This is a genomic window from Streptomyces griseus (assembly GCF_001715295.1).
Classification (GTDB): domain Bacteria; phylum Actinomycetota; class Actinomycetes; order Streptomycetales; family Streptomycetaceae; genus Streptomyces; species Streptomyces griseus_G.
This window is the reverse complement of sequence record NZ_MDKB01000003.1, coordinates 539,424-554,864: the sequence shown is the minus strand read 5'-3', so window position 1 is coordinate 554,864 and position 15,441 is coordinate 539,424. Positions and strand designations below refer to the sequence as shown.

16 protein-coding genes are annotated in these 15,441 nt (G+C 72.1%); 7 read left to right on the top strand and 9 right to left on the bottom strand.

Annotated features, from left to right (window positions below):
* Positions 1–225: 225 nt before the first annotated feature.
* The 4 genes from BA175_RS18705 to efeO are packed head-to-tail and all read right to left on the bottom strand — an operon-like array spanning position 226 to position 4,573.
* Positions 226–1,215, bottom strand: coding sequence for a hypothetical protein (locus BA175_RS18705; protein WP_175420887.1), 990 nt, complete (start codon positions 1,213–1,215; stop codon positions 226–228).
* The gene (gene efeU / locus BA175_RS29780; protein ID WP_079159675.1) at positions 1,103–2,071 is read right to left on the bottom strand and encodes an iron uptake transporter permease EfeU; all 969 of its coding nucleotides are present in this window, start codon (positions 2,069–2,071) and stop codon (positions 1,103–1,105) included. The genes BA175_RS18705 and efeU overlap by 113 nt, the downstream gene beginning before the upstream one ends.
* Positions 2,072–2,114: 43 nt before the next feature.
* The gene (efeB, locus tag BA175_RS18700) at positions 2,115–3,416 is read right to left on the bottom strand and encodes an iron uptake transporter deferrochelatase/peroxidase subunit (RefSeq protein WP_079159715.1); all 1,302 of its coding nucleotides are present in this window, start codon (positions 3,414–3,416) and stop codon (positions 2,115–2,117) included.
* 17 nt (positions 3,417–3,433) lie between these two features.
* Positions 3,434–4,573, bottom strand: coding sequence for an iron uptake system protein EfeO (gene efeO, locus BA175_RS18695; RefSeq protein ID WP_069172579.1), 1,140 nt, complete (start codon positions 4,571–4,573; stop codon positions 3,434–3,436).
* A gap of 320 nt (positions 4,574–4,893) precedes the next feature.
* On the opposite strand from efeO, the gene BA175_RS18690 reads away from it, so the two are divergent.
* Positions 4,894–5,622: a PhzF family phenazine biosynthesis protein gene (locus tag BA175_RS18690; RefSeq protein WP_069172578.1), complete on the top strand. Its 729-nt coding sequence runs from the start codon at positions 4,894–4,896 to the stop codon at positions 5,620–5,622.
* Here BA175_RS18690 and BA175_RS18685 read toward each other — a convergent pair.
* Together BA175_RS18685 and map are read right to left on the bottom strand one after the other, a co-directional pair.
* Positions 5,612–6,277, bottom strand: coding sequence for a heme oxygenase (biliverdin-producing) (locus tag BA175_RS18685; protein ID WP_069172577.1), 666 nt, complete (start codon positions 6,275–6,277; stop codon positions 5,612–5,614). The genes BA175_RS18690 and BA175_RS18685 overlap by 11 nt on opposite strands.
* A gap of 248 nt (positions 6,278–6,525) precedes the next feature.
* A complete protein-coding gene (map, locus tag BA175_RS18680) occupies positions 6,526–7,383 on the bottom strand; it encodes a type I methionyl aminopeptidase (protein WP_069172576.1) in 858 nt (285 codons plus the stop codon).
* Positions 7,384–7,441: 58 nt separating this feature from the next.
* On the opposite strand from map, the gene BA175_RS18675 reads away from it, so the two are divergent.
* On the top strand, positions 7,442–7,666 hold the full coding sequence (locus tag BA175_RS18675) for a hypothetical protein (protein ID WP_069172575.1): 225 nt from the start codon (positions 7,442–7,444) through the stop codon (positions 7,664–7,666).
* A 128-nt stretch (positions 7,667–7,794) separates the two neighbouring features.
* On the opposite strand, the gene BA175_RS18670 is transcribed toward BA175_RS18675, so the two are convergent.
* Positions 7,795–8,397 (bottom strand): hypothetical protein, encoded by a 603-nt coding sequence (locus BA175_RS18670; protein ID WP_069172574.1) that lies wholly within the window; start codon positions 8,395–8,397, stop codon positions 7,795–7,797.
* A 131-nt stretch (positions 8,398–8,528) separates the two neighbouring features.
* On the opposite strand from BA175_RS18670, the gene npdG reads away from it, so the two are divergent.
* The gene (gene npdG, locus BA175_RS18665; RefSeq protein ID WP_069172573.1) at positions 8,529–9,239 is read left to right on the top strand and encodes an NADPH-dependent F420 reductase; all 711 of its coding nucleotides are present in this window, start codon (positions 8,529–8,531) and stop codon (positions 9,237–9,239) included.
* An 84-nt stretch (positions 9,240–9,323) separates the two neighbouring features.
* Positions 9,324–9,506, top strand: coding sequence for a hypothetical protein (locus BA175_RS18660; protein WP_069172572.1), 183 nt, complete (start codon positions 9,324–9,326; stop codon positions 9,504–9,506).
* Positions 9,507–9,510: 4 nt separating this feature from the next.
* Here the strand turns inward: BA175_RS18660 and BA175_RS18655 are convergent, their stop codons facing one another.
* Together BA175_RS18655 and panB are read right to left on the bottom strand one after the other, a co-directional pair.
* Entirely contained in the window at positions 9,511–10,320 is an 810-nt protein-coding gene (locus BA175_RS18655; protein ID WP_069172571.1) for a site-2 protease family protein, read from the bottom strand.
* A 268-nt stretch (positions 10,321–10,588) separates the two neighbouring features.
* Positions 10,589–11,473, bottom strand: a complete 885-nt coding sequence (gene panB / locus BA175_RS18650; protein WP_069172570.1) for a 3-methyl-2-oxobutanoate hydroxymethyltransferase — start codon at positions 11,471–11,473, stop codon at positions 10,589–10,591.
* A 191-nt stretch (positions 11,474–11,664) separates the two neighbouring features.
* On the opposite strand from panB, the gene BA175_RS18645 reads away from it, so the two are divergent.
* From BA175_RS18645 to BA175_RS18635, 3 genes are all read left to right on the top strand, one after another.
* Positions 11,665–13,281: an MFS transporter gene (locus tag BA175_RS18645; protein WP_069172569.1), complete on the top strand. Its 1,617-nt coding sequence runs from the start codon at positions 11,665–11,667 to the stop codon at positions 13,279–13,281.
* 133 nt (positions 13,282–13,414) lie between these two features.
* Complete coding sequence (locus tag BA175_RS18640; protein WP_069172568.1) at positions 13,415–14,086, top strand: TetR/AcrR family transcriptional regulator; 672 nt, start codon at positions 13,415–13,417, stop codon at positions 14,084–14,086.
* Between the two features lie 164 nt (positions 14,087–14,250).
* Positions 14,251–15,291: an endonuclease/exonuclease/phosphatase family protein gene (locus BA175_RS18635; protein ID WP_079159674.1), complete on the top strand. Its 1,041-nt coding sequence runs from the start codon at positions 14,251–14,253 to the stop codon at positions 15,289–15,291.
* Positions 15,292–15,441 lie beyond the last annotated feature (150 nt).

Below are 15,441 nucleotides of genomic sequence, written 5' to 3'. Positions count from 1 at the left end.
GGTGGAGCGGTGCGCGCCCGCGCCACCGCCCGGGAGCGCCCCGGAGGATACGGCCGCGATTCGACAGTCCCGTCCGCCCGGCGACGCCCGGCACGCGCACGCGCCGCGTTGTCGGGATCAGCCCGATACATCCAGTACCGGGACGACCCTCCGCCGTGCGATCGCACGCACCGGACGCCTCCGGTCCTGCCCTTCGGGCGGACGACGCCACTGTCGAGACACGGCCTACGAGCCCTTCGCCGCGACGAGCCCCGGCAGCCGGTTCAGCACGCGTACCTTGCCGTCCTGGCCACCGGCCCCCCGCTCGGGTATGTACACCAGCTGGCTGGAGACCCGCTCCTTGGTCAGCGTGCTCTTCACCTCACCCGTCAGCAGGGCCTGTACGTCCGCCGTGACCGTCGGCCGGAGCCCCTTCGCGGCCGTCTGCCGTTCGAAGTGCCTGCTGCTGAAGAAGACCAGCGCCCCGCCGTCCTCGGTGGTCAGCCCCAGCGGGGCGAACGTTCCGGAAGCCAGCGGCTGGTCGACGTACTGGAACGAGAAACCGGCCTTGCGGGAGTTCTTGCGCGCGTCCCGCCAGCCGGAGGTCGTCGCACCCGGCGCGAAGACGTCCGGTGTGCCGTCCTGGAGGTACGCCGTGTAGGTCGCGCTCAGGTCCGCCGGAGGGGTGGCCAGGGCCTCGTCCGTGTCCGCCGAGGGGAGGGGCTGGGCGAAGCCGTCCGCGTCCGCACGGAACTTCGGCACCTCGGACGGGGCCACCACCGCGAGGTACGCGGCCTTCCACGGCGTCTTCGGCCCGGTGCGGACGAACGCGAGGAGCCAGCGGGTGTCCAGCTTCCCGCCGTCCTGGTCGCGGTTGGAGTCGGTGTCCGCGAGGAACCAGCGCGGCCAGCCCGCCTTCCTGGGGATGGTGAAGGAGGCGTCGGACAGCTCCAGCGGCCGGTGCGCCGCGTTGCCGTCCGGACTGTTCTTCCGGCGTGCGGTCAGGCCGGCCTGGTTGATGGCCCCGAGCGACCCGGTCACCCGGTCCGCGTCCAGCGCCGGGTCGTACGCCTCGTCCGCCTTGTTGTACGCGAGGGTGAAGTCCTCGAGGGCCTTGGCGGCCTCAGCCTTCGTCGCCCCCGGCACGACTTCCCGTTCGCCGTGCACCGTCACGCAGCCGCTCGCCGTCACGCTCAGCACCGTCGCCGTCGCGAGCCCCGCCGCCAGTCGACCCAGCCTTCTCATCCGTTGCCTTCTGCGCCTTCTGATCCGTCGTCCGCACTGACCGCCTGAACCCTACCGGGGCGAGGAACAGCACGAGCGTGGGGATGAGATAGAGCGCCCACACCGTGACCTGGAGCACGGTCGGATCGGGCTGGAAGTTGAAGACCCCCTTGAGCAGCGTTCCGTACCAGCTGTCCGGCGGGACCGTGGCGGAGACGTCGAACGCCTTGCTCCCCAGACCGCCCAGGAAGCGGGCCTCCTGGAGGTCGTGCACCCCGTAGGCGAGCACCCCGGCCGCCACGACGACGAGCATGCCGCCCGTCCAGGTGAAGAACCTCGACAGGTTGATCTTCAGCGCGCCCCGGTAGAACAGCCAGCCCAGGACCACCGCGGTCGCGATGCCCAGCAGCACCCCGATCAGCGGCGACGAGGAGCCCTCACCGCTCGCCCGCACCGACGCCCACACGAAGAGGGCGGTCTCCAGGCCCTCGCGGCCCACCGCCAGGAACGCGGTGGCGACCAGGGCGCCCGTGCCCATCTCCAGTGCCGCGTCCAGCTTGCCGTGCAGTTCCTTCTTCAGGTGCCGCGCCGTCCGCCGCATCCAGAAGACCATCCAGGTCACCAGCCCGACGGCGATGATCGAGAGCGAACCGCCGAGCATCTCCTGCGCCTCGAACGTCAGCTCCTGGGAGCCGAATTCGAGCGCCGCCCCGAAGGCCAGCGAGATCGCGCAGGCGATGGCGATGCCGGTCCACACCGGGCGCAGCGCGTCGCGGCGCCCGGTCTTGACCAGGTACGCGACGAGGATGCAGACGACGAGGCTGGCCTCGAGGCCCTCGCGCAGGCCGATCAGATAGTTGCCGAACATGCGGGTCCTTCCACGGTGTCGGTCATGCGGCCGGTGGTGTCGGTCATGAGAACAGCGCCCTGCCCCACCAGTCGTCCCGGTCACGTACGCCCGGTGGAACGGCGAAGACCGCCGAACCCACGTGCTGGATGTACTCGTTGAGCGCGTCGGCCGCCGCGAGGCTCCGCTGCACCGGGATGAAGCCCTTGCGGACGTCCCGCTGGTAGGCCAGGAAGAACAGTCCCGCGTCGAGCCTGCCCAGACCGTCCGTACCGTCGGTGAAGGAGTAGCCGCGGCGCAGGATCGTCGCCCCGCCGTTGGTGTCGGGGTGGGCGAGCCGTACGTGGGCCGTCGGCTTCATCGCCTTCAGGAACGGCTCGTCGTGCTCCTTCGACTTCCCGACCGGGGCGCCTTCGCCCTTGTCGCGGCCGAAGACGTCCTCCTGCTCCTGCAGGGGCGCGCGGTCCCAGGTCTCGATGTGCATCCGGATGCGCCGGGCCACGAGGTACGAGCCACCGGTCATCCAGCCGGCGCCCTCCTTAGCACCGACCCACACGTGCGCGTCCAGGGCGGCGGTGTCCGTGCCGGAGACGTTCCGGGTGCCGTCCTTGAAGCCCATCATATTGCGGGGCGTCTGGGCGTCCGGCGTCGTCGAGGACGTCTTGCCGAACCCCAGCTGCGACCAGCGGATCGCCGTGCGCCCCATGCCGATCCTGGCGAGGTTGCGGATCGCGTGCACCGCGACCTGCGGGTCGTCCGCGCACGCCTGTACACACAGGTCGCCGCCGCTGCGGGTGGCGTCGAGGTTGTCCCCGGGGAACTTCGGCAGATCCACCAGCGCCTCGGGCCGCCGCCCCTCCAGCCCGAACCTGTCCCGGGCGAACAGGGACGGCCCGAAACCGAGGGTGAGCGTCAGCCGGGACGGCCGAAGGCCGAGGGCCTCGCCGGTGTCGTCCGGCGGTGCCTCCGCCAGGCCGCCGTAAGCCCCGTCCCCCACCGGGTGCCCGGCGGTCATCCGCTCGGCGGCCCGGGTCCACTCCTTGAGCAGGGCGACCAGTTCGGCCCGGTCCTCCGTCGTCACGTCGAAGGAGGCGAAGTGCAGCCGATCCTGGACGGCGGTGGCGATACCCGCCTGGTGCGGCCCGTGGAAGGGCACCGCGGCGCCGCTGTCCGCAGCCGGTTCCGCACCGCCGGACCGCACCGCGGCGACCGTGCCGCCCGCCGCCACGGCGCCGAGCGCGAGCCCGGCCCCGCCCCAGCCGAGCAACGCGCGCCGCGACGGCGTCCGGGCGCCGTCCGGCCGCGGGCCCGCCTCGTCGTGCCCGGGCCTGACGTCGTCCCCGCCCGTCGTTCCGTTCCCCGCCATCGCTCCGTCCCCGGCCATCACTTCGTCACCGCGGCGGCCAGCTTGGACAGCGGCTCGGCGAGCGCGTTGACCGCGTCGGACAGCTCCTTGCGGTCCGCGTCACCGACCTTGTCGTACGAGGTGAAGTCGTAGGAGGACTTGTCCGTGCGGTACCTGTCCAGCAGCGTGTTCAGCGCCGCGAACTGCTTGTCCAGGGAGGCGGTCAGCGCCGCGTCGTTCTTCGAGGCGACCGGCCGGAGGAGGGTGTACGACTGCTCCGCGCCCTCGACGTTCGCCTTGAAGTCGACGAGGTCGGTGTGGCTGTACCGCTCCTCCTCGCCGGTGACCTTGCCGGTGGCGACCTCGTCGAGGAGCTCCTTGGCGCCGTTCGCCATCGAGGTCGGGGCGATGTCGGCCTTGCCGACCCGCTTCTGCCAGTCGACGAGGTCCTTGTAGAGGACGGGTGCGAGGGCCTTCTCCTCGGCGCCCAGCTTCTTGTCCTGCCACAGCGCCTTCTCCAGGCGGTGCCAGCCGGTCCACTTCTGGCCGTCCTCCAGGCCGTCCTCACGGACGTCGACCTTCGGGTCGATGTCACCGAAGGACTCGGCGACCGGCTCGGTGCGCTCCCAGCCGATGCGGGAGTCGGCGTACGCCTTCTTCGCCGCCTCGATGTCGCCCGCCGCGACCGCGTCGGTGAAGACCTTCACCTTGGGCAGCGTCTCGTCGGCCTGCGCCTGCACGTAGGTGCGGTACCCCGCGACGGCCTTGTCCATCTCCGGGCTGCGCCGCGCCGCGGCCGTCCCGCCGGTGACCTCGATGCTCTGCCGGATGCCCTTGCCCTTCATGCCGGGCTTGCAGGCGATCTCGTACGTACCGGCCTTGATCTCGGCCGTGATCTTCGCCTTGGTGCCGGGGCCGATGTTCTCCCGCTCGGTGACGATGCGGTCGTCCGGGAACAGGACGTAGACCTCGGTGACCTTGGAGCCCTTGTTCTCCACGGCGAGCTCCACGTGGCCGGCCGGGATCTCGGTCTCCGAGACCTCGCAGGCGTCGTCCTTGGCGACGACCTGGACCGCCCCCTCGGCCTTGCCGTCGCTCTTCTCGGCGCAGCCCGTGACGGCGGTCAGGGCGGCCAGGGTGGTGGCTGCGGTGACGACGGAGAGACGAACGGCTCGCATGCGGGCTCCACGGAAGCGATGAGGGGACGAAGGGTGCGGACACATGGTAGTGAGGCAGACCTAACTTAACTGTGCCTAACCTCCTCGCCACCCACCCCGTCAGTGATTCAGCTCTCACCTCCCGGTCCGAGGAACGGTCCGGTCACGGCGCTGTCATGGAAGACCCATGGGGAGGTAAAGCGCCGGTCAAGCGGGCTCTCGCGCCCCGCCGGGCGGCATCCCGTCCCCTGGGGGCGGAACGCCCCGGCCGCAGGCCGGAACACCGCGCCGGTGCCGCACTCCGGCGCCGCGCACCGCCCCGGCGGTGCTTGAATGCGCACGTGAGCGACTTCGGCGTACCCGACGGCATCGACGTACTGCGCGTGTTCTGCGGCCCGGACGGCCGCCACGGCAATCCGCTCGGCGTCGTACGGGACGGACGCGGGTACCCCGGCAGCGCGTCGCGGCAGGCGCTCGCCCGGCGGCTCGGCTTCAGCGAGACCGTCTTCGTCGACGACCCGGAACGCGGCATCGTCGACATCCGGACTCCGGGGCTGCGGCTGCCGTTCGCCGGGCATCCGCTCGTCGGCGTGGCCTGGCTGCTCGACCTGGAGGTACTGGAGCTGCCCGTCGGGGACGTGTTCGCGCGGTACGACGGCGAGTTCACCTGGATCACGGCGCGCCCCGAGTGGGCGCCGCCGAGAACGCTGGAGCGGTACGCGTCGGCCGCGGACGTCGAGGCGCTGACGGGGCCGCCGCCGGGGGAGGGGTGGCTCTACGTCTGGGCCTGGGAGGACGAGGCGGCGGGCCGCGTACGGGCGCGGGCGTTCCCGCGCCGGGGGGACGCCGTCGACGAGGACGAGGCGACGGGCGCCGCGGCCATGCTGCTGAGCGTCGAGCTCGGCCGGGCCCTGAACATCACCCAGGGGCGCGGTTCCCAGATCCTCACCGCCCCCGCACCGGACGGCACGGTGGAGGTCGGGGGCCGCGTCCTGCTGGCCGCCGCGGGGGTCGTGCCGCAGGCCGCAGCGGGCCGGGTGCGGCCGGCCGTCGCCGGTGTCAGGCGCTGAGGGGGAAGACCTTGCCCAGCTCCCGGAAGACGGCGGTGTTGAGCGCGAAGGCCCGTCTGCACTCGTCCACCACGCGCTGCTTCTCCAGGTCGTCGGCGTTCACCGCGTCCAGCAGCTCCCGGTACCGCCGCTTGAAGGCGGCCGGGTTGGCGATCTGCTCGAACACGTAGAACCGCACCCCGTCGCCCTTACGCGCGAAGCCCCAGGTCTTCTCCGCGGTACTGCGGATGATCTGGCCCCCGGAGAGGTCTCCGAGGTAGCGGGTGTAGTGGTGCGCTATGTAGCCGGCGGGCCAGTCCCGCGCGCACCCGGCGACCCGCTCGGCGTACGCGGCGGTGGCCGGCAGCGGCTCCAGGCCCGTCCGCCAGCCGGCGCCCCGCAGGTGGGTCAGATCGCGCTCCAGTTCGCCGGCGCGCATCAGCTCCGCCTGGATGAACGGACCCGCGACCGGGTCCTCCCGCAGGGCTTCGGCACCGTCCTCCAGGGCCCGGTAGACGAACCACAGCTGCTCGGTGTAGCGCGTGTACGCCTCCACGCCGAGCCGCCCGCCGAGCAGGTCGCTCATGAAGGCCGAGGACTCCGCCTCGGCGTGCTGCTCCTGCGAGGCGGTGCGTATGAGCGCCGAGAAGGGCGTGGGGGCGGCGGTCGTGTCCAAGGCGGAGCTCCGGGGCGAGGGGGGTGGGCGGTCCGGACGGAAGTGGGGGAACCGGCCGCGGGAACGGTGTGCGCCACTGCGCACCGGTACGACGATCCTCCTGGTGCGGGCCACCCGAGTCAAAAGTTTCCCGACGGCCTGTCGGTACCTGTGCCCCGTCCGCCGGGCGCGGCCCGACCCGCCGCGATCCCGGCCACCCGGCCCGCGGCTTCCCCTCCGACGCGGCGCCGCTCCCTGCGCCCGTGTCCTCAGGGAAGCGTCAGGATGTCCGCACCGGTCTCGGTCACGACGAGGGTGTGCTCGAACTGGGCGGTCCGCCTGCGGTCCCTGGTCACCACCGTCCAGCCGTCGTCCCACATGTCGTACTCGTGGGTCCCGAGCGTCAGCATCGGCTCGATCGTGAACGTCATGCCCGGCTGCATCACGGTGGTCGCGTGCGGGCTGTCGTAATGGGGGACGATGAGACCGGAGTGGAACGAGGTGCTGATCCCGTGTCCGGTGAAGTCCCGCACCACCCCGTAACCGAACCGCTTGGCGTACGACTCGATGACCCGCCCGATGACGTTGATCTGCCGCCCGGGCCGCACCGCCTTGACGGCCCGGTTCAGCGACTCCCGGGTGCGCTCCACGAGGAGCCGGGACTCCTCGTCGACGTCGCCGCAGAGGTAGGTGGCGTTGTTGTCGCCGTGCACGCCGTTGATGTACGCGGTGACGTCGAGGTTCACGATGTCGCCGTCCCGCAGCACCGTGGAGTCGGGGATGCCGTGGCAGATGACCTCGTTGACCGAGGAACACAGGGACTTCGGGAAGCCCCGGTAGCCCAGCGTCGACGGGTAGGCCCCGTGGTCGACCATGAACTCGTGCGCCACCCGGTCGAGTTCGTCGGTGGTGACGCCGGGGGCGATGTGCTTCGCGGCCTCCTCCATCGCCTGCGCGGCGATACGGCCCGCGATCCGCATGCGCTCCACGGTGTCGGAGTCCTGGACCTCCGGCCCGGTGTACGGGGCGGGGGCGGGCTTGCCCACGTACTCGGGGCGCCGGATGTTTCCCGGAACGGAACGGACGGGAGTGATCTCCCCTGGTGCGAGGAGCGACTGGCCAGACATGCGAGCGAGTCTAACCAGCGTCCCCGGGGCAGCATGGCAACGAGGAAAGGATCCGACGATGGCCCTGTTCAAGAAGCGCACGGTGGGCAAACCGGGCGAGTGGTACTACTGCCTGGAGCACAAGAAGGTCGAGGAGGGCCCGGAGTGCCCGGGTAAGGACCGCTTCGGTCCGTACACCTCCCGGGAGGCGGCGCAGCACGCGATGGACACGGCGCGTGAGCGGAACCTCGAATGGGAGAACGACCCCAGATGGGACGACCGCCCCACCGACCCGCCGGCCTGACCCGGCCCCGCCGCTCCGGCCCCCGGGACGGAGACCCGTCGCCGTGAGCCGGTGGACGCGGGAACCGGACATGACGCCCGCTCCCCGCTCCGTCGCCCCGGCACGACCGGGGTCCGGGGCCACCCCGGCTACCACCGCGGGGGTGGCGGGGCGGTGAGCTGGTCGGCCAGCCGGGAGAGGCGGTCACGGAAGGAGCGACGGCGGCGCGGTGCCGGTGCGCTGTTCTCGCCGGCCGCCGCGCTCACGAGGTGCTGCACGGTGTCCAGGTCCACCTCGTCCTCGCCGGTCACCGTGAGTGCCTCGTGGGCCAGGCCCCGTACCTCCGGGTCGCCGCCGTCCAGCGAGAGCACCGTCGCCCCGGCCCGGCGCGCGTCGTGCACCCGTTCGAGCAGCCCGGCCTCCGCCCGCTCCGGGGCGACGACCAGCAGGGTCTCGCCCCGCCCGGCCGTCTCGATCCGGCCGAGACCGACGGCCAGGTGCACGGGATCGCCGGGCTCCACACGATGGCGTACGAGGGTGGGCCTGAGCTGGGGGAGTCCCGACCACGTCGACTCGTCCACCAGGTGCGCCGCCAGGTGCCACGGCTCGTACACCTCGGTGCCGACCAGCAGCAGTCCGCCGTCCTGCGGCACGACGGAGGACCGGAGGGTGCGGGCGAACCGCCGGGCCGCCGAGGGCCACTCGGTCCCGGCGAGCACCTCACGCAACAGGGCGACACGTACGGCATCCATGGCCCGGCATCATGCCCCCGGCGGAGACCCGGTGACTGCCCGATCGCCCCGTTCCACCCGAACGGGGACCGGCCCCGGCGCCGGGGCGACCGTCGGCCCCTCCTGCGCTACCTGGCAGTAGGGTCGGCGCCATGACTACGAATGACAGTGGCAGCGCACCGAAGCCCCCCGCCAAGGACCCCTGGGACCTCCCCGACGTCTCCGGGCTGACCGTCGGCGTACTCGGTGGGACGGGACCCCAGGGCCGGGGCCTCGCCTACCGTCTCGCCCGTGCCGGGCAGAAGGTCGTCATCGGCTCGCGGGCAGCCGACCGCGCCGAGGCGGCCGCGGCGGAGCTGGGCCACGGCGTCGAGGGTGCCGACAACGCGCAATGCGCACGCCGCAGCGACGTCGTGATCGTCGCCGTGCCGTGGGACGGACACGCCGAGACCCTGGCGTCCCTGCGCGGGGAGCTCGCCGGGAAGCTCGTCGTGGACTGCGTGAACCCTCTCGGCTTCGACAAGAAGGGCGCCTACGCCCTGACGCCCGAGGAGGGCAGCGCCGCCGAGCAGGCCGCCGCCCTCCTGCCGGACTCCCGGGTCACCGCCGCCTTCCACCACCTGTCGGCGGTGCTGCTCCAGGACGAGGCGATCGAGGAGATCGACACCGACGTGATGGTCCTGGGCGAGACACGGGCCGACACCGACACCGTGCAGGCGCTCGCGAACCGGATTCCCGGCATGCGCGGGATCTTCGCCGGACGGCTGCGCAACGCGCACCAGGTCGAGTCGCTGGTCGCGAACCTGATCTCGGTCAACCGCCGCTACAAGGCGCACGCGGGCCTGCGGACCACCGACGTCTGAGCGAGCCCCTGCCCGGAGCCGAAACGGGCATGAGGGACACTGGTGGGGACCGCGCACCGCCCCCCGGACAGGAGTAACGCCCTCATGCCCCGCCTCGCGCTCTACGCCCTCGTCGTCTGCGTCCTCGCCGTCGCCGCCGCCGTGGTCTCCTTCGTCCAGGGCAGCTTCCTCGGGATCGTCTGGGTGCTGCTGGCCGGTCTCTCGTCGAACATGGCGTGGTTCCACATCCGCAGGTACCGGGCGCAGGCGGCCGCCGGCGCCCGCTGAGCCGTCAGCCGCCGACCGCGCAGACCGGGTTGGCGTCGCCGAACCACTCCTGCCAGAAGCGGTACGTGTCGAGGCCGCAGTACGTCTCGAAGTTGCTGACCCCCAGGCCCCGCAGCAGGGCGTCGACCGCGTCGAAGAAGGCGCCGTTCACCTCCGGGATCCACAGCAGCGCGAACACCGCGATCAGCCCGAAGGGCGCGAACGGCTCCACCTGGCGCCGGACCCCGTACGGGAGCCAGGGCTCGATCACGCCGTAGCCGTCCAGTCCCGGGACCGGCAGGAAGTTCAGGATCGCTGCCGTCACCTGGAGCAGTGCCAGGAACGCCAGCGCGAGGCGGAAGGGGACCGGCACGCCGTCGAGCGCGTGCAGCCAGAACGGCGCCGTGCACACGAGGGCGAACAGCACGTTCGTCAGGGGCCCGGCGGCCGAGATCAGGCTGTGCTTCCATCGCCCGCGGATCCGCCCGCGCTCGATGTAGACCGCGCCGCCCGGCAGGCCGATGCCGCCCATGATCACGAAGAGCACGGGCAGCACGATGCTCAGCAGGGCATGGGTGTACTTCAGCGGGTTGAGGGTCAGATAGCCCTTCGCCCCGATCGAGATGTCCCCGCTGTGCAGGGCGGTCCGCGCGTGCGCGTACTCGTGCAGGCAGAGCGAGACGATCCAGGCCGCCGTGACGAAGAGGAAGACCGCGAAGCCGGTCTGCTCGGCGAAGCCCGTCCACACCGCCCAGCCCGAGACGGCCATGACGGCGACGATGCCCAGGAAGATGGGACTGATCCGCCGGTCACTGCGGCGGACTGCGGTGGTCATCGGGACTCCTGATCGCTGGACGGCAGACGGCGGGCCCGGCACGGGCCCAGGGCGGGAACGTATCGCGGACCGGCCTCGTGCCCGGCCCCCGGGGGCCGCTCTCCGCGCCCCGCGTCGGCCACCCGCCCGGCGGACGGCGCACCTCGCGCACCGAAGGCGTCGCGGGACGCGCCCTACGCGCCCCGGCGGGGCCGGTGCGGCGGCCGACAGCCCGCCGATGGGGGAAGTCGGCGGGCTGTCGGTGGTGCCGGCAGTGGTCGGTGGCGCGTCAGTGGAAGGTGTGCTCCGGCTGCGGGAAGACACCGCCGACGACCTCGTCGGCGAATTCCTTCGCGGCGTTGCCGAGGACCTGGCGCAGGTCGGCGTACTGCTTGGTGAAGCGCGGCACCTTGCCGCCGGTCATCCCGGCCATGTCGGTCCAGACCAGCACCTGGGCGTCCGTGTCCGGCCCGGCGCCGATGCCGACGGTCGGGATGTGCAGCGTGCGGGTCACCTCGGCGGCCAGCTCGGCCGGTACGAGTTCGAGGACGACGGCGAACGCGCCCGCGTCCTGCACCGCCTTGGCGTCGCGCAGCAGCTGCTGGGCGGCCTCCTCGCCACGGCCCTGCACCCGGTAGCCCATGGCGTTGACGGACTGCGGGGTCAGGCCGATGTGGCCCATGACCGGGATCCCGGCCTCGACGAGCAGGCGGATCTGCTCGTGCGAGCGCTCTCCGCCCTCCAGCTTGACCGCCCCGACACCGGAGTCCTTGATCAACCGGGTGGCGTTGCGCAGGGCCTGGACCGGCCCCTCCTGGTACGCGCCGAAGGGCAGGTCGGCGACGATGAGCGCGCGCCTGGTGCCCCGTACGACGGCGGCGGAGAGGATCGCCATCTCGTCCATCGTGACGGGCACGGTGGTCTCGTAACCGAGGTGGCAGTTGCCCATGGAGTCGCCGACGAGCATGACCGGGATGCCGGCCTCGTCGAAGACGGACGCGGTCATCGCGTCGTAGGCGGTGAGCATGGGCCACTTCTCGCCGCGCTCACTGGCGGCGGCGATGTCGTGGACGGTGATGCGGCGGGTGCTCTTCCCGCCGTACAGCGCCTTTCCGGCGGCGGGGGAGGGACCTGCGGGTGATGCGGACTGGTTCTGCGCAGCCTGCAGCGACATGGCCAACGGCTCCTTCGTCATCTCGAGGCGCCCTGACGGCGTCCCCGGATCCCTTCCATGGTGGCATCCCGGGGCGGTTCCCGGGAAGTGGGCCCCGTCGGGGGCGTCCTGCGTGAACGGTGCGCGGCGACCGGGTAAAGACTTCACAATACGAGACGGTATCGTATCGGAAAGTACCTAAGGTGTGGCGCATGTCCATACCGTCCGGCGCACCTGCCGCCGCACCCCGCGTCCCGGAGGCGGTCCACCGCCGCCGCTGGGCGATCCTCGCCGTCCTCATGTTCAGCCTGCTCATCGTGGTCCTGGACAACTCGATCCTGAACGTCGCGGTCAAGACCATCGCCAGCCCGGCACCGACCGGCATCGGCGCCACCCAGAGCGAGCTCGAGTGGGCGATCAACTCCTACACGCTCGTCTTCGCCGGTCTCCTCTTCACCGCCGGACTGCTCGGCGACCGCATCGGCCGCAAGAAGGTCCTCCTGGCCGGCATCCTCGTCTTCGGTCTCGGCTCCGGCCTGGCCGCGCTCTCGGCCTCGCCCGGCCAACTCATCACCTGGCGCGCGCTGATGGGCTTCGGGGCGGCGTTCGTGATGCCCGCCACCCTCGCCGTCCTGATGAACGTCTTCGAGCGCGACGAACAGCCCAAGGCCATCGGCATCTGGGCCGGCGGCGTCGGTCTCGGCATCGCCATCGGCCCGATCACCGGCGGAGTGCTCCTGGAGCACTTCTGGTGGGGCTCGATCTTCCTGGTCAACGTCCCCGTGGCGGTCGTGGCGCTGATCGCCATGGTGCTTCTCGTCCCCGACTCGCGGGACCCGGAGCCGGGCCGTGTCGACCCGCTCGGTGTCGTCCTGTCCATCGTCGGCCTCGTGCTGCTCGTGTACGGCATCATCCGCGGCGGTGAACTCGCCTCCTTCACCGACCTCACGGTCCTCGCGCCGCTGCTCGGCGGGCTGGTGGTCCTGGCGGTCTTCGTCCGGCACGAGAAGCGCAGCAGCCACCCGTCCCTCGACATCGCGTACTTCCGCAAGCCGGCCTTCTCCGCCGCCGTCTCCGCCATCGCGCTGGTGTTCTTCGCGCTGATGGGCGTCACGTTCTTCTCCGCCTTCTACCTGCAGAGCGTGCGCGGCTACAGCGCCCTGCAGTCCGGGCTGCTGATCCTCCCGCTCGCCGCCGCCCAGATGATCTTCGCGCCACGCGCCCGGCTGGTGGTGGACCGGTTCGGCGCCCGCGCGGTCTGCACCGCCGGCATGCTGCTGGTCGCGGGCGGCCTCGCGGCGTTCGCGTTCTTCGACGCCGGTACACCCGTTTGGGTGCTGTGCCTGGTCTTCTTCGTCCAGGGCACGGGCATGGCGCACATCATGCCGCCGGTCACCGTCACCGTGATGCAGGCGCTGCCCCGTGAACGGGCCGGCTCCGGTTCGGCCATCAACAACACCTTCCGCCAGGTCGGCGGGGCGCTCGGGGTCGCCGTGCTCGGCTCGGTGCTCTCGACGGTGTACCGGGGACGCATCGAGGGCCACCTCGACGGCGTGCCCGCCGCGGCCCGGGACGTCGCGGGCGAGTCGATCGAGGCCACGCTCGGTGTGGCGTCCCGACTCGGCCCGGCGGGCAGGCCCCTGATCGCTGCGGCCGACGACGCGTTCATCGGGGCGATGCACGTCACGGCCCTGGGCTCGGCGGCGGTGGCCCTGATCGGCGCGCTGGTCGTCGGTGTGTTCCTGCCCGGCAGGGCGGCGGGCGCCGCACGTACGGACCGTCCGGAGCGCGAGCCGGCCCGGAGCGCCTCGGGCCCCTCGCAGGGCTGAGACCGGGCGCCCGGCGGTACCTGCCGGACCGCTCGCCCCGCGACGCGCCGGTCCGCCAGAATCAGGGGGAACGGTGAGGTGAACGGTGAGCGGTGAGCACCGGGAGCGTACGAGTACGGCGAGAGGTGACCACGTGCAGGCGGCACAGGACCAGGCGCACGACCCGGCCGGGGACGGCGGCTCCGAGCCCCGCCGGGGCCGCCCCCGCAGCGCTGCCGCCGAGCGGGCGATCCTCGACGCCGTCGTGGAGCTCCTGGAGGCCGGTGAGCCCCTGGCCGGCCTGTCCATCGAGCGCATCGCCCGGACCGCGGGCGTCGGCAAGGCGACCATCTACCGCCGCTGGAGCGGCAAGGAGGAGCTCTTCGTCGACGTCCTGCGGGACATCGAGCCCGCCGACCCCACCGTCTCGGGCACCGCGGGCCTGGACGACCTGCGCGCCCTGTTGGAGTCCATGCGCACCCGGGGGCTCGCCCAGCGCTCCTCCGTCCTCCTGCACAACGTGTTCGCGCAGATGAAGAGCCATCCCAGGCTGTGGGCCGAGTACCAGCGCACCGTCATCGCGCCACGCCGTGCCGCGATGGTGGCGGCGGTCCGGCGGGCGGTGGACGCCGGGGAGCTGCGGAGCGACCTCGACGTGGAACTGATGGACGACCTGTTCCTCGGCCCGATGCTCGTCCGCACCGTCCACCGTCCCGAAGCGCCCCTGCCCGAGGACCTCACGCACCGCATCATCCAGACCCTGCTCGAAGGCCTCGCGCCGAAGTCCCCGGTCACAGCCGGGAAGCCGACGCCGGCGCGCGGGTGAGCGTTCCGTCACAAGCACCCGTGAGTCCCGGCCGGCCGGAACCCCCCGCACCGCTCGTGACGTCCTGATGGCAGTACAGCCGTCGTCGACGGCAGGAACGGCGTCGTCCATCCCCTAGGGTCGGGGGCGCGGCGATGTGTACGGAAGGCAGTGAGGACAGCGCAATGGTGCAGGCGTACAGGGCGGACACCGACACCGAGAACGCCGGTACGGGCCCGCGGCGGCCCGGAGCCCGCCTCAGGGGCCTGCGACGCAGACTCGCGACGGACAGGGGCCTGTGGCGGCGCGGCATCCTCCTCGCGCTCTGCTCGGTCCTCCTGACCCTCGTGATGGTCTTCCACGCGGAGATCCCGAACACCATCGGCAACACGGGCAGCCTCGTCGAGACGTTCCTGCCCTGGTTCGGGCTCCTCGTGCCGGTCCTGCTGCTCCTCGGACTCGCCCGGCGTTCGGCGACCGCCCTGATCGCCCTGGTCCTTCCGGCCGTCGTCTGGTTCAACCTCTTCGGCGGGCTGCTGTTCACCGACAAGTCGGGTACCGGCGGCGGCCTCACCGTCGCGACGCACAACGTCAACGCGGGCAACCCCGACCCGGCGGGCACCGCCCAGCAGGTCGCGGGTTCCGGCGCGGACGTCGTCGCCCTGCAGGAACTGCCCTCGGGCAAGGTGACGGCGTACGAGAAGGCGCTCGCCGACCGCTACCCGCACCATGCGGTCCAGGGCACCGTCGGTCTGTGGAGCACCTACCCGCTGACCGACGCCCGCCCCGTCGACATCAAGCTCGGCTGGACCCGCGCGATGCGCGTCACGGTCACCACCCCCGGGGGGCCCGTCGCCGTGTACGTGGCGCACCTGCCCTCCGTGCGGGTGAAGCTGAACGCGGGCTTCACCGCCAGCCAGCGGGACAGGAGTGCGGACGCGCTGGGCGAGGCGATCGGCGACGAGCGGCTCGCCCGGGTGATCCTGCTGGGCGACCTCAACGGCACGATGAACGACCGTTCCCTGAACGCGGTCACCGCCCAGATGCGCTCCACCCAGGGCGCCGCGGGCGACGGCTTCGGCTTCAGCTGGCCCGCGTCGTTCCCGATGGCGCGGATCGACCAGATCATGGTGAAGGGCGTCGAACCCGTCTCCTCCTGGACCCTGCCCGCCACGGACAGCGACCACCTCCCGATCGCCGCTCGCGTCGAACTCCCCGCGGAGTAGGGTGACTCCCATGTCCAGCCCCGAGTCCGACAGACTCCGGCCACCGGTCCGCCGGTGGCCGATCCGCAGCGCCCGAGGCCTCTGACCGGAGCCCCGCCGCGCGGTTGACCGCCGCCGGACCGCCATGGCGGTGCGGGCTGTCGGGGCGTC